This window comes from Arthrobacter sp. ISL-65, assembly GCF_018613795.1.
In the GTDB taxonomy this organism is placed as follows: Bacteria; Actinomycetota; Actinomycetes; order Actinomycetales; family Micrococcaceae; genus Arthrobacter.
On the sequence record NZ_JAGGPN010000049.1, the window covers coordinates 12643 to 29502 of the forward strand.

Sequence of the window (16860 nt, forward strand, 5' to 3'; positions counted from 1 at the left end):
CTAACCCAGTCCGCCGTCGACCCCCCACACACACATTCAAGTACAGGTGTGTCCTCGGCACAGTCGAGAGCGCGCACGACCGGGAATCGCGAGCATAGGCCTGGCATGCGCAGGCGCACCAACCGTCCGTGGAGCTTCATTCGGGCCTTCGAGCAAAATGGTCGAGCAGGGTTTGGTCTTCGCGATCCTGCCAGTCGCTCAGGTGGACCAGCAGCGCCAGTTCAGGGTCTCCCGGGTGCTCGGCGAGATGCTGGAGCAGCCCGGACCGGACTGTCTCCTCGACTGCTGTATCGCCTAGGACATCGCGGATGAGACGAAGGACCTGACGTCGGATAGTGCCGTGCCCGGATTTTTCCAGCGCCGGTTTGCGGTCTGCCCGCAGTCTGGACTTCGTTGTCGACATCACGCAAAGCATCGCGCCTGATGGCACCGAGCATCTCACCTTCACTGACTGCGTCTGTCACCGCCGGTGCAGCAGTCCAGTCCTGACCGTTCGGGAGACGCCGTGGAAGCCGGATGCGTTATACCCACTCGCTGCTCGGGTGGTCCTTGCCCAAAAAACCAACGCCGGCCGCACGAAGGTGCTCCCGGTCCTCGCCTACCCCCTGCTCCCGGTCGTGAGCTTCCGGGAAAACGGCGGTGAACTTACCTCCGCCCTGGTCTCGTTCCTGCCTACATATGGCTTCCAGCTGGCCATGAGCCCCGACTATTCCGCGATCCTGGAACAGGCCGCCGAGCAAACCTCGGCCCACTGCAGGTTCACCTATACACCCAGGGCCCGTCTCGAACTCAGCATCGCCGGCGAGATCCTCCACCGTGAACAATTCGACCAGGAGAATGCCGACGACGCCGCCTGGCTTTGAACAGCAGCGTAGGCCAGCGAGATCCTCGTTATCAGCGGAGATAATCTGAAGATAACCAGCACATCCCTCGACCTTCGTCCGGCGGCCCAGCGCGGGACACTGGTCATTGGCCGCGTCTCGATCACCGTCGACGGCGCCTTGGAATATGAACCGCGTTTGACTGACGCCTAGGATTTGGCATGCCGCACGTCTAATGTCAGCCCGGCTCGGAACGCCGGAACCGTAGATTCCCACGTCCTATGCTTGCGGCATGTTGGGACGCCTGCGTTCGAGCTCGCCATCCTGGGTCTTCCTTGTACTCATGGCGATCTCCGGGGTGGTGGGCTGGTCACTGATGACCAGCGTCCTGCACGGTAGCGGAGGCTCAATCTGGCCATCTACGGGCTGACTACGGTTCTGGCCCTGCTGGCCTTTGTCGTCTTGTGCATCTCAGCCCGTCTCTTGTACCAAAGAATTCGACGCGAAGACTGACCGGACCTAGCAGGCCGGCCGCACGGCTGGTCAGCGGACCTCGGGCGTAGAATGGCGTCACGCGGCGCCGTGATGTCGAACGGCCGCGGCATGGTTCCCAAATCAAGGGCGAATTCGGACCAGCACGATTCACTGAGGGGTGACTGATGTGACAGACGCAAGACCGGACCTATCGGAAGAGGTTGACGGCGAGGACGTCGAGGCGATCCAAAACGATGAGAGCCTTACAGCTGCCGACCGCGTCGACTTGATCGCAAACCAGGTTGTGGCCGAAGACGAAACCGACGAAGCGCAGAACCAGGGCTGACGGCCCAGCGGCTTCTGACACGAATTCCCGGACGGAAGCCGGCATGGAAGCGGCTTGTTCAGCCAGTTCTACTTCGGCGGATCAACTCCCGCATCGCCGTAGTTGGACGGTTCGTCATCAAATTTTCCGACGACGGCGAGGTCGATGTAGATTCCGGTATTTGCGCCCTCCACTTCCTTGGTTTGGAGGATCCGGTAGAAGCCGTCACCCCAGCCGGAGTGGGACAGCACGACGTTCTCACCGTCCTCGGCCAGCGGCATCAGGATGTTTGCTGTACCGGGTGGATGTGGTTCGTCGGCGTCCATGAGGTCAGACCAGCAGTTGGGGTCGTCTGATTCGAAAACGTCCGGCCAGGTCATGACGTCCGTTGGCATGCACCGGGACACGGCCTCCGCGTCGAGGAGGGCCCGACATGAAGGGTTCCGCGAAAGGCGTCCGCTCACCCGCGTGCTCGGTGTAGCCGGTCACCGTCCTGCCCACGTCAGAAGACGGGTGGCGACCTAGGTTCTCTTCGCCCGCCGCCCATCCCATCAGAGCTCCCCAGCCATTCTCTGACAGCTCCGCCCAAGATGCTCACGGCTCTGCCTCCTTTACGTCACTCCACATGGCTATTCCCTTGCCGCTGCGATGTGTGCGTGACCCTGACACCCCAATGACAGGGCCACGCTGTGAGCCTGCTGAACCACAGACAGGTCGGCCGCCAGGGCTTCCATGCCGGGAATGGGCTGCCCGGGCTTTTCGGCAGGGTCGCCGAACCACTTATGCCAGACGGTGGCCACGACCTCCTGGGTGATGGGCTCACCAATGGCAATCAGCCGTACGAGGTCTTCCATCTCCGGGTTGTACTCGTCGGCGGGCGCCCCAGTTCCAGGACGCCGAGCAGGTCGTGCTTGTTCAGACAAGCCGTCACTGCCTGGCGTAGACGGGCACCGGCAGGCGTCGTGGTGTGTTCATGGCGCCGGTCTCGAAGCGTACGGGCCGGCACCGAGGTGAGAGACGGGGGAGTGGGCACCTTGTGTAGGCTCCTAATAGATGCAATTGGGGGATTCATGAAAGCCAGCTATTTTTTCCGTCCGATCTGGCGGATGTTCGATGTAAAAGGCGTGACCGGCCGGGCCGAATACTTCACGTACGCCGTGACGTCTTTCGTGGTGACGGTGATTCTGACCGTCGCGGCCTTCCTCTTCTTCAACCTCAACTGGAGCGTCATCGCCCCCCGGAGATGCTGAACGAATCCGGCAGGCTGCTGTGGGAACCGCCAGACGGCCTGATGGGCGCCTTCGCTTTCCTGTGGCTGGGACTCCAGGCCCCAATGTTCGCGCTGACGGTCCGCCGGCTCCGGGACCAGAACGCAAGCTTCTGGGCGCTGGCTTGGCTCATTTTTCCGCTCGTGGGACCGGCCGTCCTCTTCGGGTATGGGTTCGTGCCCACCTTCCATGACTACGAGGTGGAATTGCCTGACGGCACCAGAGTCATGCGGTCCCAGCAGCTCTCGGGCCGCTGGCTCCGGAACACCCTTGTCGTTGGTGCTGTCGTTGTCGGCGTGACGGCAGCCTTGGCCAGTTCCATGTCAGCGGGCGTCTCCGGAATGCAACTCGAGGGCGGCAAGAAGGTCGGGGTGAACCGGAACGCCTCCGCCTTCAAGCGAGACGGCAGCATCAACAACCGCACCAGCATCCTGGGCGGCCGCTCAGCACATACCCGCGGCGGCGGATCCGTGAGGGCATCCCGCAACAAGTACAAGTGAAAGTGAACCCCTTCCTCGCCGTGCCCGTCATTGCGGGGGTCCTCTGGCTCGTGCACGTCGGTCTGGGCACCGCCCGCCACCGGGCCTACCGCTACACCCGTTGGATCCTCTTCGGCGGGCTCTCGTTGACGGCCCTGGTGTTCTTTCTGCTTGCCGTCCAAGCGAGTAGGTCGGTGCCGCCAGAGTGGAAGGAGGACTCCCTTGACGGGGTCTTCGAGTTTGTCCTGGCACTGGAAACCCTGCTGGTGATGCTGGCTGCCGCGCTTCTGGAGGTCATCCACGTCGCGGTAACACAGACGATAGGGGATGCCCGTGCAAGGGCTGCAAGCGGGACTTCGGTCACGACCGGCAGCCTATGAGGCGCCGTGAGATCTGGGGTATCGCTCTTTTGGCTGCAGCCGGCCTGACAGCCCTTGGTGCGCATGCGGTTCTTGAAGCCGATCGCGCTGCCACCAGCCAGCGCCTGCTCCTCTACGTCGGTGTGCCAGCGTCCAACATCGGCGACGGACTCATGATCCTGGCGATCCTGACTGGGGCGGCGGGCATAATGCTCCTGCTGCCAGCATTGATTGGCAGGATTCCCCGGACGTTGCTGCGGCGCACCATCGGCTGGACCACGGGGATGGCGGCCGCGGCGGCAGTGCCCTACCTGGGCCTCGTCCTCGTCTTCGCATACCTGGGCGCTGTCGGCATTGGCGACACCGTGAAGGTCGTGGCCGCAGACGGCCAGTCCGTCCTCGTAACCCAGGACGGCTTCGACGGGGACATCGTAGACATCTACACCGAACACGACGAGTTCCACTACAAGTGGGCACGCCGCGCCCCCGAGATCTCTGGATGGCCGCGGGTGAAAGACCAGGACTGCCGACTGGACGCCACCGGGGGTGGGCTGCAGTTCGCCTGTGGGGTCACGAGGGTGGATATTGGTCCGAAGGAATTGCGGTGACAGATGGCAGGAACTCCGAACCGGGCGCGCTACCGGTAACTGCGACGGGGGGCGCCTTGAAAACCGTGATGTACGTCATTTGGGCGCTATTCGTCCTGGCCCGCGGCCGCGTGCATCCACGCTGCACGGAAGACGAAGCGCCGGGAACGGCTGATCGGCGCCTGGCCCAAAGTCGAGGCCACCATCACCGGCAGTAGGGCCGGCTGGACTCCGGCGGCGGCAATTCCACCCCAAGTCGGCGCTACTGGCCGACCTACCAGTTCACCGGACCGCAGGGCTTCCTCTATGGGGGGAATCTGAGGTCTCGTACGCCAAACCCCCTGTTCCGGGCTCGGCGCTGGAGGTGGCGTACAACCCCGCCGATCCAGGCCAGTCGCTGCAGGTGGCAGACCCGTCCAATCGGCTGCTCGAATGCCTGTTCCGCTGTCCGGACTGTTCGCGGTGGCCTCCTTTTGGTTCATCGGCGTCTTTCCTCTCAACTGATTTACCAGGTGCTAGCTTCGGTCATCGCCTCCCCAACACTCATGCCATGCAGGATCCGGGGTCGACCGCACCAGTGGACTACAGCCTGCTTTTTACACGGCTGAACAGGGCCATGGACGTGGCGATAAAAAACGCAGACGTGAGGAGGACCAGGAGAAGACCCCAATGATGAAGACGTAGGCCAGCAGGAAGGTGGACATCACCGTCAGCCCGAACCAGACCCCCGGCGCCTGAATCTGCCTCATACGTGACCCCCAATTCTGTGACTGCCTGAGTCTAATGGCAGCGGGGAGGGAACAAGTGCAGGCCTAGCTTCAGCTGGCACCAGGTTCCGCCGCTTGACCTCAGATGGCAGGAAGAGCGCGCCCATTGCTCTGGCGCCGCCAGGGACCCGAATACACGGGAACATCGGCTGCGATGTGAGCCACCGCCGGCGGCGGCCCCTAAACTGACCTGATGAGTAGGGCGCTGGATAGTCGGACGAGGTCTTCGGGGGCGGGTTTCAAGACGGTCTACCTGGGGACGCTGGTGGTCTTGGCTCCCGGAATCCTGCTTTGGCTCGTTCTGGCTGGCTTGTCTGCGCTTTCTCCGGGCGCTTCACCGAGTTACGCGTGGCTTGGTCTTCTCGGTGCGGCGGCCAGCGGTTTGTCAGTCGTGGCGTACTTGCGGATAGGGAAGAGTGCGACGAGGCGCCTGCGCTGGCTGTGGTTTTGGACGGCCATGGCGCTGGTTCTCGCCGCTTCCTACCCAGCGGTGTGGTCTCTGGGCGGCGCTGTTGCCGAGGAGTGGTGCGGGAGCCAGCCTGGAGGAAGGGGATATGCCGGTAACGAGTCCCCTGAAGATGCACCCTGGGTTTGCCGCTGATTGCCGTAGGTATAGTCCTCCCAGTTCACTTTCCGCGCAGGGCGGGGCAGGCAACCGGCCGCAAACACCCTATGATCCAAGCATGGGGAAATCAATCAGGGTCAGGACGTTCGCCGTACTCGCGGGCCTTGTGGTTGCGGCACTTTCGCTATTTCTCCCCTGGCTGAATGGGAACATCCCGTTGCCAGCTGTTCTCGGTACTTCCTTGGTTCTCGGAGTCGCGACATTCTTGGCCACGAGCAAACAGGGCGCTAAGAAATCCAGCTAGATCAGTAACTCGCAGCGCTTCCGGCCCCATTGTGCGGATGCTTAGGGAAGTCTCCCTTCGAGATCGGCTATGCACGGGAAGGGGTCCTTACCGAGCGCCGGCCTAGGCCAGCTCGATGAATTCCTTCATATCCGGGGCGTACTCGCTGTCGGGCGCACCGTGAACCATGGCGCCGGCCAGGTCGTGGCAGTTCAGGATTTCGGTGATCCAGGCACCGTGGCCGGCTAGAACACCAGCCCGTGCCGCTCGACCAGCGGCATCGTTGCCTCGAAGTCCACCTCGGCACCGTACTCGGCCGCGAGGGCGGGGTTGGGTATCCGGGGAGTATTCGCCGCCGGGCTCGGCGAGTCGGCGGAACATGGCCTCGATGCCGCCAGGAACGATTATCTCAAGCACGCGGAGTTCGTCGTCTCCGGCATTCCAGAAGGTGTGCCAGCGTCCGCGCGGCTTGGCCACCAAGTCACCCGGCGTTGCCGTGATCTCGATTCCCTGGCCGGTCAGCAAGTAGGGGCAGCTGGCGCAGGTTTCTCGAATTTGTCGCCAGCGTTCGGTGTGCTGCATCCGGCGTTACGATGTGGCCATGCCCGAGAGGATTATGTACGTCCAGCTGAAGACCGGCTACAACACGGACCACGGGCCAGCGTGGATCACGAGGTTGCAGTTTTCCAAGTCGTGGAGAACTGCCCACTTCCGGGGCCGCACGCTGGAAAGGGTGACCGGGCTGGCTCGCGCCAACTTCGACGCCAACTTCTACGACGTCGGCAACGGCGATGAGTTCTGGGTCTCCGGGCCGAAGCGCGACCGCACTGATGCGCGGTACAGCCACCAGCGGCCCGACGTGGATGAGGACGTCAAGGCAGAGTACGAAGCCTTTCTCAACGGCGCGCCGTTGCCCGGGCGCGAGAACGGCTGACGACGGCAGACATGGCCGGAGGAAGCAACGGTTCGGCCGAGGGGTTGGCTGAACTTGATGAGAGCGGCTGGGGTGCCCTGATTGGCTGGGCTGCCGGTCCGGAGAACCTCCGCCGGGGACCCCGGCAGGTTGACACCGCCAGGGGTGGCCGTGACGAGCACCGACAAGGACGGAAACGTTGTGGAGGCCGTCGAAGCCTTTACCACTGATGACCGGCAAATCGTCGAGGAGGAAGCCAACGCGTACCTGGCCGAGACCGGTGCGGAGCAGCGTCCTCCAGGTTTCCGCTGGATCGGTCAGGAGGAGGAGCACCGCAGCCTGGCTGAAATAGTCCGCCGGGTCCGGGTGCAAGGGGGGAATGCGTTCCGGACCCGGCGATCTGAAGCTCAGGTTCGCGGCTACCTGTGCTTCAGTGACAAGACCTAGCGTGCACCCGGCACATGGTGAAATGTGTGGTCTTCCTGAGAGCCGGTGCCCACTTTACCCCCTATTTGGGGGGCTGGGGGCGGCCTCCAAGGTTTTCCCAAGCTGCGGTGCCAGCGACCATCCCGCAAGCCTCCCGTCTATACGCGGCCAGAGCGTCGCCTGGGAGACCTGCCCCGGAGGGCCATACACCTGCTGGCTATGAGCCGGCTGAACTCTTCGGCTTCCGGGTCGTACTCGTCGGAAGGGGCTCCGAGGTTCAGGACGCTGAGCAGGTCGTGGCTGTTCAGACGCTCAGCGACTGCCCAGTGGAGCGCACGTGTATGGTCACTTCCATGCCACCACAGCCTGACTGCATCTTTTGCCAGATAGCCATGGGCAACGCTCCCGCTCAAGTCGTGGCAGATATCGGCGAAGCGCTCGCCTTCACGGTTCCCGATGCCGCGGCACTCGCTCCCGGTCATGTGCTTGTCATACCAAGGCGTCACTGCCTTGGAATCCATGACGCGGACTCAACCTCGCGGGATGCGGTTGGAGCCCTCTGCCAGCAGGTCAGCCAGGGGATGCTCCGTGCCCTGCCTGCAACTGGCGTCAACCTTCTCAGCGCTTGCGGGCCCGGCAGCGACCAGTCAGTTGACCACTGGCACATGCATGTCGTTCCTCGTAGGGCAGGGGACGGAATTGAAACGTGGCCCGAAGGTGGATCGACCGCCACCGGGCATTATGTTGCCGGAAAGCTACTCGTGGCCGAATTGAACAGGACCACCGCGAGTGGTGACCGGTAGGCTAAGGTCCATGACGTTTGGGGACGCGGGGGAGCGGCGTGAGCCTTCAGGCCCAGACACCGCGCCTGCACCTGCCTTGGGTGAGCAGGAGTGACGCTCTCGGCCGCGAACCACATTGTCGTGGCCATGCTGTTGACTGTGACCGCGGTCTGGCTGGTAAACGTCTGCCTGCGCCTTGCTGGCCGGAGGCTGTACTGGGTCACCTTCTGGGTGCTTTTCCTAGGACTGCCGGCCCTGGCCATCTACTTCTTATCGAACCCGTCACCGCGGGAGTCCGTCAACAGCTTCAACGATCTCCCGCGTGAATACGCCCTCGGAGTTGTCGCTCTGTTCCTCTGGCTGATCGTCCTGGTTCTGGAGCTGATTGTATTCACCGCGCTGAAGATCAGGGACCGCCGCCGAACCCGCCGATCTGCGCCGGCTTCCACCGGCCCCGAGCTCTGATGGGACGCCGCAGGATTTGTCGCAGGCCTTAGGCCCCGGGGAACCGTGACCTGACGTCACCACCGGGGCAACGGTCGGCCTCCGTACCGTCAACGGTCACCTTCGCTGACCACTCGAACTTGTCCCCGAGACCCTCCAGCTTGGCTAGCGGGTATCGGCCGCTGACCTGCTTGCCTGCGGCCACGGCTCCGTTGGTGATGTTTTCCTGCTGCCCGCTTCCGACGTCGACCAGGAAGGTAGCGATCTCCTTGCCGTCTTTGAACTTCGCTCCGAGCTGGTATTCCTTGCTGCCGGCCGCGCTCCACGCCCTCACGGAATACAAAACGGTCCCGGTGGTCGGGACGTTCGCCACTGTGTTGAAGGTGGCCAACAGCTCCGTGCCGTCGCTGAGCAGCCGAGCCTGGGCGAGGTCAACAACCTTCGACGCTGAGTCGCCCGCCTTGTCCTTGCAGATCGACTCGCCGCCCGCGGCCTTGCTCACGGCGCTAGGTTCCATGGCTGGCGTCGTTGCGGCCGACGGTTCCGGACTGGGCTGCGTGCTGGAACTGGATCCGCAACCTGTGAGCGCGAGCACTGCGACGGCCAAAATCCCGCAAGATTTCCTCATGCGCCTATCTAACCATGCGACAGTGCGACGACGAATAGCTTCGGGGACAGCGGGTCAACTTGCCTTGGAGCGTTCGCATGTGACTGCGCAAACGCGTAGCCGTATAGGCCGAAAAACAAGTAACTACCACTGCTGCTCTAAATTCTGAAGAGGTGTTAACTATGAGACGGGCGGATAACAATGTTGAAGCCCTCCGGACGGTCTGCCGGCGTCCGTCCGGGTCAGGCTAGCCGGGCTTGGCGCCACTCCCCCAGCAGGTGCCCGGCCCGGCTACCCGTCGGTGTTCCGGGGGCGCGAACACATCACGATTGGGAGACGAGGCCTGCCTGACTGGTTGCCGGACCAAACGGGATGGTGTGACCCGCCAAGGGCCGAAGCCTCCTCACGACAAGACCTTCGCCTATCCTGCCTGAAACTTTCGCCGATCTTGCCCTAACGAGGTGAGCATTAATTCGAGCCTAAGGGGGTGAACATCAATGGCTGACGACAAAGAGCTGCTGGACTGGCTGTCTCCCCGCAAGCAACGGGAAATCGACAACCAGGCCGCGTTCCTGCGCTACCTGCTGGAGCGTGAAGACGCTGCCGCTGCAGGGGCTGACAAGTCTTAGGGCACGTGCGGGACGGTGTCGGGACCGAAGCGGCAGCCTTAGCGCGCTCCGGGCGTGGTGGTGGTCAGGAAGGCGTTGATCTTGCTGGCCATGGCCGGCGCATGGGTCCAGTGCAGGTAGTGCCCGCCGGGGAGCGTCACTGTTTCGTGCTTTTGGACGTTTTGCAGACGGCTTTCGTGTAGCTCAAGGTCCGCAGGGGTCTCCTTCGCCGAGGCGAGGAAAGTGAGCACGGGGAGGTCGTCGGGGTAGCGCATTCCTTGCACCTTGCGGGCGTTCTCGGCGATCCGGTTGGTCTCGTTGAGGACGGAGGGGTTGCCGAAGTTCCAGTTGGCCATCTTGCGCATCTGGTCCCGCTCCCGGGAGGTGTAGGCTGTGCCGTCCGGTTCCACCAGGCTTGGCGCGAGCATGGTCACCCAGCGGAGCAGGCCGCCGGTCGCGATAATGCCTTCCCAGTTGATGCCGCCGGTGGGGACACCGGTCTCGTCGGCGTGGATCGTTCGGGCGGCAGGCACCGTGGGGTCGATGCCGATGACAGCCGCGACGTCGTTCCGGTACCGGTTGGCGTAAGCGAGCGTGTAGAAACCGGCAATGGAATGGCCAGCCAGCACATAGGGACTGGGCACGTCCGCATTTGCCAGGGCCTCATGCAGTTCGGAGGTGATGTTCTCGACAGTGCGCTCCACCGGGGGCTGGTCGCTGTACCCGTAGCCGAACCCTTCCACGACAACGACGTCGTAGTCCCCGAGCTCCCGGACGAGCGGTGCAAAGTCCACCGCCGGTGCCGGTGTGCCGAGGCCGCTGAGCAGCACGATTGCCTGTCCTGTCCTGCCGTTGCCTGGTGCGCGGACGACGTTCAGCGCACCGTGGCTTGTCTGCACCCTTTGACCGTACGGAGCGGTCGCGGACCGCTCAGCCTGATTCATGGCGACGTTGGCGAACGTGGAGACGAGAAGGAGGCCAGCCACGATGGCGGCCGTAAAACCGAGTGTGCGAAGCCGGCGCCGCGGAGACTTGGCGTGGCTTGACGCGGTGGCGGTCTTGATGGGTGCCGGCAGTGAATGTCGAAAGTTGATCATGGGATAAGACTGCCAACCGGTAGCAGCGCGGGGGAGTGGTAAAAATTGCCAGTATGAAAAGGATCCTGCAGACAGGGATCGGGACAGTGGCCGCGTGGGTACAGTGGCCTCATGCACCGTGTCGTTGCCCTCGCATTGCCGGACGTCGTCGCCTTTGACCTCGCCATTCCAGCCCAGGTTTTCGGCCATGAGGACGAGCGGCAACTGTACTCTTTTGCGGTCTGCGCAGCCGAACCCGGCCTGGTCCCGACCACCACCGGGTATGCCATTCACGCCGCGGAGGGGCTCGAAGCCCTTCTATCAGCCGACACCATCGTTGTGCCCGGGTTCAGCCCCCTCACGGACCCTCCGGCCAGTGTCTGCGAAGCGCTTCGTGAGGCGGCCGGGAACGGAGTCCGGGTGGTGTCCGTCTGCACAGGGGCTTTCGCGTTGGCGGCTGCCGGCCTCCTTGACGGGAAACGCGCCACGACGCACTGGAGGAACGCCCAGCGCCTGCAAACCCTGCACCCGGCGGTCGCCGTCGACGCCGGGGTGCTGTACATCGACGAGGGCCGCGTCAGCACCAGCGCCGGTGTCGCGGCCGGGATCGATTTATGCCTGCATCTGGTCCGCAGAGACTACGGCACCGAGGCAGCGAATCGCATCGCCCGGCGGATGGTCGTGGCCCCTCACCGCGAAGGCGGGCAGGCTCAGTTCATCGAGCGCCCGGTGGCCGCGCCGCTGACCCATTTCGCTGAAACGTGCGCCTGGGCCAGGCAGCATCTGGCAGAGCCACTGACCGTCATCGACATGGCTGCTCACGCCGGCTGGGCACCGAGCAGTTTCGCGCGCAAATTCCTGGCAGACGCAGGGACAACGCCTTTGCGCTGGCTGACCAGCCAGCGCATTGCCGAGGCCTGCCGTCTGCTCGAGACGACCGACCTTACCGTGCAGGCGGTTGCGGCCAGGACAGGCCTCGGAACGGCAGCCAACTTCCGGCTCCACTTCATGCGCGAACTTAACACCACACCCTCCAGCTACCGCCGCCTCTACCAGGGGCGGAACCGCAGCCTGACGCGGGAAGCCTAGTGGCCAGGAGCACGCCCGCGAGTGCAGCGCGCCGGGTGGCACAGTCCACGGATGGTAAGTACCGTCGTCGTAAGAACCAACGCGCAATCAGTCAGGGGCAGCATGAGCAAGAACGGCAGAAATCGGAACAAGCGCAGGGGTCCCGCTGGCACTGGAAGTTCCGCTGCACGCGGCTCTTCGCCCGCTTCCCTGAGCTCTTTCCGGGCCGGTCGCGCAGTCGACTCACTCGCGCCGGCATTTGTCCGGTGGTTCGACGACGGTGCTCCGGGTGCTGCTGCCACCGCCCTCGATTGCCTGGCAGCCATACAACGCGTCATGGGCCGGTACATGGACCGTGTGGCCGCTGCTGACCTGACACGCCTTGATCCGGTGATTCTGGCCGACGCTCTCGCTGCCGATCTCGCTGCCACGGCGGACGAAGACGACGACGACCGTGGTGAGTTTGTCATCGCCGCAGTGCACGGCTTCGTCGACTTTCTCGTGGACACTGACCGGTGGTCAGGCCCAGCGGAACAGCTCGCCGACGTCATCGACCTGCTCAACGCCCTCCTGGGGGGAGACAGAGGATTGGAGGCTCGTCGATGTGCCCGTTGTTTCCGACGACGACGCCCTGCGGGTTTTCTCGGAGCTCCTGCTGATCCAGCGGACCACGGCACTGCTTCAGTGGATCGGCGAGGCAAAGCCGGTGACCGGAACCGGTGCACTCCGGACGAAGGACATCGAAGCGGCGGCTGCGTGCGTCGGACTGAAAGTCAGGGGCGGCCCCAAACGGGCTGAGGTCGCGCAGGCCGGGAACGGCGGTTCGGAAAGGCCCGTGCCGACGGTCCGCAGCATGTATGAGGTGCCGCTGCTGGCGCAGGTGTGGGAGGCGCTGGCCCGCACTGAACTGATCAAGATCGGGCCGACGAAGGCGGAGCCGTCGCCAGCCTCCGCCGTCTTCCAGGCCGGCGGTACCCCGGACAGGCTGGAGGAACTGGTGTTCTTCGTCGAACAGTTCCTCTCGGCCTCCGTGCTCGGCTACGACCCTGAACAGCCGTGGGAAGTCCTCGTTGCCGCAACGGTGGCCTCGATCCTGCTGGCGGCGGCCTCGGAGGATCCTCCGCGGAGGGACACTGTGCTGGACCCCCGGACCGGTGCGTCACCAGAGGAAAGGGCGACGGTCGAGTCGCTGAAGGCCGCGGCCATGAGCCAACTGGAAGCACTCGCCGAGCAGGGGATCCTGGCGATCGACACGCATTTCCGGGTACCGCCCGCCCTGGTCCGGTGCATAGCGAAAACGTATGAGGACGCAACGGTGCTGGAGGATCTGGGCCTGCTGGACATCCCGGACCTGGATCTGGATTCCAAGGATGCCTAGGAAGACCCAAGCTTCCTGAGGCGGAAGCGGAGCTTTGATGCGCGAGCGGGGTCATCACCGAGGGCTTTCGTTTCCTCCATGTACTGGTGCCCAAATTCCTTGAGCAGAAGATCATCGACAATCCGCACGTGTCCGGCAGGAAACTTGTAGTCCATTCTTTCACGCACGAAATTCCAGTCCGCGCTGCCGACCAGGTCCATGGCTTCCTCCACGGTTGTGATATTCATGACGTTGAGCAAATTCACCAACCAGTCATATTGTTCTTTTTTACTTCGCGGATGGTCCGGGAGTTCGGCCAATAGAACCTCTGCCAACGCGTCCGAGGTAATGGGCTCGGCGCGGCTGTTTGCGTCGCCGGGAATACTCACTTCTTCCCGGGCAACAGCCTGATGGATTTTCACGAATTCATTGTCTGCCAGTTCAAGGAGGCCGGAAGCCAGCGTAAACGACGGTCGATTGCGGGCGGTATGGCACCAACAGCTTTTGTACCGGATATCGTGCTCAAATTCTGCCCAAGCGTGCTGCAGAACAGTCTTCACCTGGACCTCGAAGCGCTGGCCTATACATCCGGCACATCCAATGGGTGTGTTGTCCGCGCTGACTTCGAGAATCAGATGGTGGGCCGCCGTGAGCGAAGCGGACAGGTGCGCATGCCGTTCCGTCAACTTCGCAACGTGGGCGTTGATAGCAACACCAAATTGGGAATTACGTTCCTGTTCAGTCATGCCCGCGCCCCCATGTTCCCCCAAACCTAATTAGGCGACAGCCTATCCAGCGGGCTTGGCGCGCACTATCGGCCAAACGGGAAAATTTTTGAATAGGCCCTTCGCACCTCATGCCCATGCAAAAGCTAAGCATCAGTGCCAAGCTGGTTGCATCCGCATGAATCGGCAGCTGATGAAGGAGCGTTGGTGGCATGCCCAAGACCGGCAAGAACGATCACGCCCGCAAGGACGAGCTTCCGTCGACCCTGCAGCGTTCTGAGCAGAAAGCCCAGGACACTTTCGCCAAGACCTATGATTCAGCCCTGGAGTCCTATGACAACGACGAGAGCCGGGCTGCCCGGACAGCCTTCGCATCCATAAAGCACAGCTATGAGAAGGTGGGCGACCACTGGGAACCTAAGGAGAAGCGCGGCCCCTCTGACCAGCATGCGGCGGAGGGACTGGATTCATCGGCTCCCAGCGCAGGAGGCGTGGACGCGAACGCCTCCAAGGAGCACCTTTACAAGCGCGCCCGGGAGCTGAACATCGAGGGACGTTCGAAGATGGACAAGGACGAACTTGTCGAGGCGATCCGGAAAGCCAACGATGCCGCCACGCGGAAGGCGCGCGGGGGCTGAACTTACCCTTCTCTGGGGCGGCAGTAGGAGGACCCCGACGGCGTGCGCTCCAGCACGCCGAAATCGATCATGTAGCGGCGCAGCAGCACGACGTCGTCGGTGTAGCCCAGGAGCCGTTCGTTGACCTTTCGTTCGGAGAGTTCCTCGCCCGGCTCGAAGGTCTCGCCGGCAATCCAGGCCAGGAGCTCCCGCCGTTCCGTCTGGTTGGCCGGATACCTGTCGATCCGGCCAAGACGCATGAAGCGCGCCACTCCTGTCTGCGGCTGGCGTTTGGGCTGCTGTGTGAGGAGGTCGTGGAAGATGGACTCGGACGCCTCCAGCTCATCGCCGGCACTCCGTTCGACCAGGCCGGCGTCGAGCAGGGCGGCGATGGCCCGGTCCCGCCGTTGTCCGGCCGGGCCGGAAGATACGTCATCGGGCCTGGCTCCGAGGACAATTTGTGCGTAGGCGGTCCGCGCGTCGCGGTTGGCGAGGGCTGCCATGACCCGCCGCCAGTGCGGCCCGCTCTGCCTGGTCTTTCTGCTCACGGAATTTTCCCCCTTTTGCTCTGGTGCTCTGGACCGGTGCCCGTTGGCGTTGGCGGGTGCAACAGGCAAAATCGTAGTCCCGGGACGGGCAGGCCGAAAGGCGCCATCGGACGGCGCCCGATGATCCGAATGCTCTGGCGCCCGGCCGTCGTCGTGATGTGAAATGGTGCTGGGATGAACACCGTGAGGATGAGTCTCAGCGAGCGGGCCTGAAACGGCAGAGAACAACCTGGGCTATTGCGCTGGCCGTGTTGGGCGCATGGCTTTGTCGAAAGTCATACCAATGGTCCAGGTGGCCCGCTCACCCTGAGGGGTGCTCCGCCGCCCGGGTGGGAGGCATACTTGGGATGGTCCGCCCCCAGCAACGGAAGATTCTGATGACGACACAGCCAGCCGTACCGAATGTCACCCTGAACAACGGCGTCAAGGTCCCGCAGCTCGGCTTCGGCGTCTTCCAGGTTCCGCCGGAAGAGACGCAGCGCATCGTGGAGGACGCGCTGGAAGCCGGCTACCGCCACATCGACACGGCTGCGGCGTACCGGAACGAGGCCGCCGTCGGCGCAGCCATCGCTGCCTCGGGGATACCCCGTGAGGACATCTTCTTGACCACCAAGCTGCGCAACGGCGAGCAGGGCGTGGCCCAGGAAGCCTTCCAGAACAGCTGCCGTGAGTTGGGCGTCGACTACGTGGACCTGTACCTGATCCACTGGCCGGTGCCGTCCCGGAACCTTTTTGCCGAGGCATGGAAGGCGATGGAGAAGCTTCACGCCAGCGGCCAGATCCGCGCGATCGGTGTGTCCAACTTCCTGGCGGACCACCTGGAAGCACTCCTCCAAAGCGCCGACGTCGTTCCGGCGGTCAACCAGTTTGAGCTGCACCCGACGTTCCAGCAGTCCGAACTGGCGGCGAAGAGCCGCTCCCTGGGCATTGCCGTGGAGGCGTACAGTCCGCTGGGCCAGGGTGCCGATCTGGACGCCGGGGCTGTGACATCCATTGCCGGCAAGTACGGCGTCACCCCTGCCCAGGTGGTGCTGGCATGGCACCTCGCCCAGGGCACCATCGTCATTCCAAAGTCAGCCAACAGCGGCCGCATGCGGGACAACCTGGCCGCCGCCGGCTTCGTTCTGACGCCTGAAGAGATGGCCGGCATCACCGCCCTCGAAGCCGGTGCACGCATCGGTTCTGATCCCGCCGTCGCCGCCCACAGCCAAATGTAAACCGCCCACAGCCAGATGTAAGGGGACCCGATGAAATCCAATGAACTGTTGCTGGACGCCTTTGGTCGCGTACGGGAAATCGTGGACGTCACACTCGACGGGCTCGACGACGAAACCCTGGTCCACCGGCCCGCCGGCAACGGGAACTCCATCGCGTGGCTGATCTGGCACCTCAGCCGGATAGAGGATACGCAGGTTGCTTCCGCTGCCGGTCTGCCACAGGTCTGGACCTCGCAGGGCTTTGCCGGCCGTTTCGGCTTACCGCTTCCCGAACATGACACCGGCTACGGGCATTCGTCGGATAACGTCGACGCCGTTCGGGCCACGCGGGAGCTGCTCGCTGACTACTACGAGGCGGTCCACCGGCAGACCGTGGAGGTTCTTCGCAGCCTTGGTGACGATGGCCTTGACCGGGTCGTCGATACCCGCTGGGACCCGCCGGTCACTTTCGGCGTCCGGCTGGTCAGCACGGTTGCCGACTGTCTTCAGCACGTGGGGCAGGCCGCATACGCCAGGGGCCTGAAAGACGGCGGGCGGACCTGAC

28 protein-coding genes are annotated in these 16860 nt (G+C 63.5%); 17 read left to right on the plus strand and 11 right to left on the minus strand.

Annotation, left to right across the window (positions count from 1 at the left end; translation table 11 throughout):
* Window positions 1-136: 136 nt before the first annotated feature.
* Window positions 137-403, minus strand: a complete 267-nt coding sequence (locus tag J7I85_RS20150) for a hypothetical protein (RefSeq protein WP_214856274.1) — start codon at window positions 401-403, stop codon at window positions 137-139.
* Between the two features lie 139 nt (window positions 404-542).
* On the opposite strand from J7I85_RS20150, the gene J7I85_RS20155 reads away from it, so the two are divergent.
* Entirely contained in the window at window positions 543-863 is a 321-nt protein-coding gene (locus tag J7I85_RS20155) for a hypothetical protein (RefSeq protein WP_214856282.1), read from the plus strand.
* Window positions 864-1482: 619 nt separating this feature from the next.
* Window positions 1483-1641, plus strand: coding sequence for a hypothetical protein (locus tag J7I85_RS20160; protein ID WP_214856284.1), 159 nt, complete (start codon window positions 1483-1485; stop codon window positions 1639-1641).
* Window positions 1642-1709: 68 nt separating this feature from the next.
* Here J7I85_RS20160 and J7I85_RS20165 read toward each other — a convergent pair whose 3' ends face one another.
* From J7I85_RS20165 to J7I85_RS20170, 3 genes are read right to left on the minus strand one after another with little or no spacing between them, the layout of a single operon-like run.
* Window positions 1710-2015: a DUF4241 domain-containing protein gene (locus J7I85_RS20165; RefSeq protein WP_214856286.1), complete on the minus strand. Its 306-nt coding sequence runs from the start codon at window positions 2013-2015 to the stop codon at window positions 1710-1712.
* Window positions 1951-2199: a DUF5956 family protein gene (locus J7I85_RS26030; RefSeq protein WP_374102510.1), complete on the minus strand. Its 249-nt coding sequence runs from the start codon at window positions 2197-2199 to the stop codon at window positions 1951-1953. The genes J7I85_RS20165 and J7I85_RS26030 overlap by 65 nt, the downstream gene beginning before the upstream one ends.
* Before the next feature lie 50 nt (window positions 2200-2249).
* The gene (locus tag J7I85_RS20170; protein ID WP_214856294.1) at window positions 2250-2474 is read right to left on the minus strand and encodes a hypothetical protein; all 225 of its coding nucleotides are present in this window, start codon (window positions 2472-2474) and stop codon (window positions 2250-2252) included.
* Between the two features lie 252 nt (window positions 2475-2726).
* On the opposite strand from J7I85_RS20170, the gene J7I85_RS20175 reads away from it, so the two are divergent.
* Genes J7I85_RS20175 through J7I85_RS20190 form a run of 4 tightly spaced genes read left to right on the plus strand, consistent with a single transcriptional unit; the run spans window position 2727 to window position 4334 of the window.
* A complete protein-coding gene (locus J7I85_RS20175; protein ID WP_214856296.1) occupies window positions 2727-2870 on the plus strand; it encodes a hypothetical protein in 144 nt (47 codons plus the stop codon).
* Window positions 2864-3388, plus strand: a complete 525-nt coding sequence (locus tag J7I85_RS20180; RefSeq protein WP_214856298.1) for a DUF805 domain-containing protein — start codon at window positions 2864-2866, stop codon at window positions 3386-3388. The genes J7I85_RS20175 and J7I85_RS20180 overlap by 7 nt, the downstream gene beginning before the upstream one ends.
* Window positions 3385-3747: a hypothetical protein gene (locus tag J7I85_RS20185; RefSeq protein WP_214856300.1), complete on the plus strand. Its 363-nt coding sequence runs from the start codon at window positions 3385-3387 to the stop codon at window positions 3745-3747. Before J7I85_RS20180 ends, J7I85_RS20185 begins: the two co-directional genes overlap by 4 nt.
* Window positions 3744-4334: a hypothetical protein gene (locus tag J7I85_RS20190; RefSeq protein ID WP_214856302.1), complete on the plus strand. Its 591-nt coding sequence runs from the start codon at window positions 3744-3746 to the stop codon at window positions 4332-4334. Before J7I85_RS20185 ends, J7I85_RS20190 begins: the two co-directional genes overlap by 4 nt.
* Window positions 4335-6051: 1717 nt before the next feature.
* Here the strand turns inward: J7I85_RS20190 and J7I85_RS20195 are convergent.
* The gene (locus J7I85_RS20195; RefSeq protein WP_214856304.1) at window positions 6052-6510 is read right to left on the minus strand and encodes a cupin domain-containing protein; all 459 of its coding nucleotides are present in this window, start codon (window positions 6508-6510) and stop codon (window positions 6052-6054) included.
* A gap of 19 nt (window positions 6511-6529) precedes the next feature.
* Between J7I85_RS20195 and J7I85_RS20200 the strand changes: the two genes are divergently transcribed.
* From J7I85_RS20200 to J7I85_RS20205, 3 genes are read left to right on the plus strand one after another with little or no spacing between them, the layout of a single operon-like run.
* Window positions 6530-6862, plus strand: a complete 333-nt coding sequence (locus J7I85_RS20200) for a hypothetical protein (protein ID WP_251024607.1) — start codon at window positions 6530-6532, stop codon at window positions 6860-6862.
* An 11-nt stretch (window positions 6863-6873) separates the two neighbouring features.
* On the plus strand, window positions 6874-7071 hold the full coding sequence (locus tag J7I85_RS26035) for a DUF5956 family protein (RefSeq protein WP_374102506.1): 198 nt from the start codon (window positions 6874-6876) through the stop codon (window positions 7069-7071).
* Entirely contained in the window at window positions 6992-7288 is a 297-nt protein-coding gene (locus tag J7I85_RS20205) for a DUF5956 family protein (RefSeq protein WP_251024608.1), read from the plus strand. The genes J7I85_RS26035 and J7I85_RS20205 overlap by 80 nt, the downstream gene beginning before the upstream one ends.
* A 137-nt stretch (window positions 7289-7425) precedes the next feature.
* Here the strand turns inward: J7I85_RS20205 and J7I85_RS25255 are convergent, their stop codons facing one another.
* Window positions 7426-7788, minus strand: coding sequence for a hypothetical protein (locus tag J7I85_RS25255; protein ID WP_251024609.1), 363 nt, complete (start codon window positions 7786-7788; stop codon window positions 7426-7428).
* Between J7I85_RS25255 and J7I85_RS26040 the strand changes: the two genes are divergently transcribed.
* Window positions 7684-8070, plus strand: coding sequence for an HIT family protein (locus tag J7I85_RS26040; RefSeq protein ID WP_374102511.1), 387 nt, complete (start codon window positions 7684-7686; stop codon window positions 8068-8070). The two genes, J7I85_RS25255 and J7I85_RS26040, sit on opposite strands and share 105 nt — an antisense overlap.
* A 90-nt stretch (window positions 8071-8160) precedes the next feature.
* The gene (locus J7I85_RS20215) at window positions 8161-8514 is read left to right on the plus strand and encodes a hypothetical protein (RefSeq protein ID WP_214856311.1); all 354 of its coding nucleotides are present in this window, start codon (window positions 8161-8163) and stop codon (window positions 8512-8514) included.
* Between the two features lie 28 nt (window positions 8515-8542).
* On the opposite strand, the gene J7I85_RS20220 is transcribed toward J7I85_RS20215, so the two are convergent.
* Window positions 8543-8995 carry a hypothetical protein gene (locus tag J7I85_RS20220; RefSeq protein ID WP_214856313.1) on the minus strand — a complete coding sequence of 151 codons (453 nt, stop codon included), beginning with the start codon at window positions 8993-8995 and terminating at the stop codon, window positions 8543-8545.
* A 602-nt stretch (window positions 8996-9597) separates the two neighbouring features.
* Here J7I85_RS20220 and J7I85_RS25620 point away from each other — a divergent pair.
* Window positions 9598-9729 carry a hypothetical protein gene (locus tag J7I85_RS25620; protein WP_285289632.1) on the plus strand — a complete coding sequence of 44 codons (132 nt, stop codon included), beginning with the start codon at window positions 9598-9600 and terminating at the stop codon, window positions 9727-9729.
* 38 nt (window positions 9730-9767) lie between these two features.
* On the opposite strand, the gene J7I85_RS20225 is transcribed toward J7I85_RS25620, so the two are convergent.
* Entirely contained in the window at window positions 9768-10805 is a 1038-nt protein-coding gene (locus J7I85_RS20225; RefSeq protein WP_214856315.1) for an alpha/beta fold hydrolase, read from the minus strand.
* A gap of 111 nt (window positions 10806-10916) precedes the next feature.
* Here J7I85_RS20225 and J7I85_RS20230 point away from each other — a divergent pair, with 111 nt between their 5' ends.
* Complete coding sequence (locus J7I85_RS20230; RefSeq protein WP_214856317.1) at window positions 10917-11873, plus strand: helix-turn-helix domain-containing protein; 957 nt, start codon at window positions 10917-10919, stop codon at window positions 11871-11873.
* 222 nt (window positions 11874-12095) lie between these two features.
* Here the strand turns inward: J7I85_RS20230 and J7I85_RS20235 are convergent, their stop codons facing one another.
* Complete coding sequence (locus J7I85_RS20235; protein WP_214856319.1) at window positions 12096-12335, minus strand: hypothetical protein; 240 nt, start codon at window positions 12333-12335, stop codon at window positions 12096-12098.
* Window positions 12336-12456: 121 nt separating this feature from the next.
* Between J7I85_RS20235 and J7I85_RS20240 the strand changes: the two genes are divergently transcribed.
* Entirely contained in the window at window positions 12457-13230 is a 774-nt protein-coding gene (locus J7I85_RS20240; protein ID WP_214856321.1) for a hypothetical protein, read from the plus strand.
* Here the strand turns inward: J7I85_RS20240 and J7I85_RS20245 are convergent.
* Entirely contained in the window at window positions 13227-13955 is a 729-nt protein-coding gene (locus J7I85_RS20245) for a hypothetical protein (protein ID WP_214856323.1), read from the minus strand. The genes J7I85_RS20240 and J7I85_RS20245 overlap by 4 nt on opposite strands.
* 191 nt (window positions 13956-14146) lie before the next feature.
* Between J7I85_RS20245 and J7I85_RS20250 the strand changes: the two genes are divergently transcribed.
* On the plus strand, window positions 14147-14572 hold the full coding sequence (locus J7I85_RS20250) for a ChaB family protein (RefSeq protein ID WP_214856331.1): 426 nt from the start codon (window positions 14147-14149) through the stop codon (window positions 14570-14572).
* Window positions 14573-14574: 2 nt separating this feature from the next.
* Here the strand turns inward: J7I85_RS20250 and J7I85_RS20255 are convergent, their stop codons facing one another.
* Window positions 14575-15099: a DUF2087 domain-containing protein gene (locus J7I85_RS20255; protein ID WP_214856333.1), complete on the minus strand. Its 525-nt coding sequence runs from the start codon at window positions 15097-15099 to the stop codon at window positions 14575-14577.
* A 377-nt stretch (window positions 15100-15476) separates the two neighbouring features.
* Here J7I85_RS20255 and J7I85_RS20260 point away from each other — a divergent pair, with 377 nt between their 5' ends.
* The gene (locus tag J7I85_RS20260) at window positions 15477-16316 is read left to right on the plus strand and encodes an aldo/keto reductase (RefSeq protein ID WP_214856342.1); all 840 of its coding nucleotides are present in this window, start codon (window positions 15477-15479) and stop codon (window positions 16314-16316) included.
* Window positions 16317-16346: 30 nt separating this feature from the next.
* Entirely contained in the window at window positions 16347-16859 is a 513-nt protein-coding gene (locus J7I85_RS20265; protein ID WP_214856344.1) for a DUF664 domain-containing protein, read from the plus strand.
* The last annotated feature ends 1 nt before the right edge of the window (window position 16860 follow it).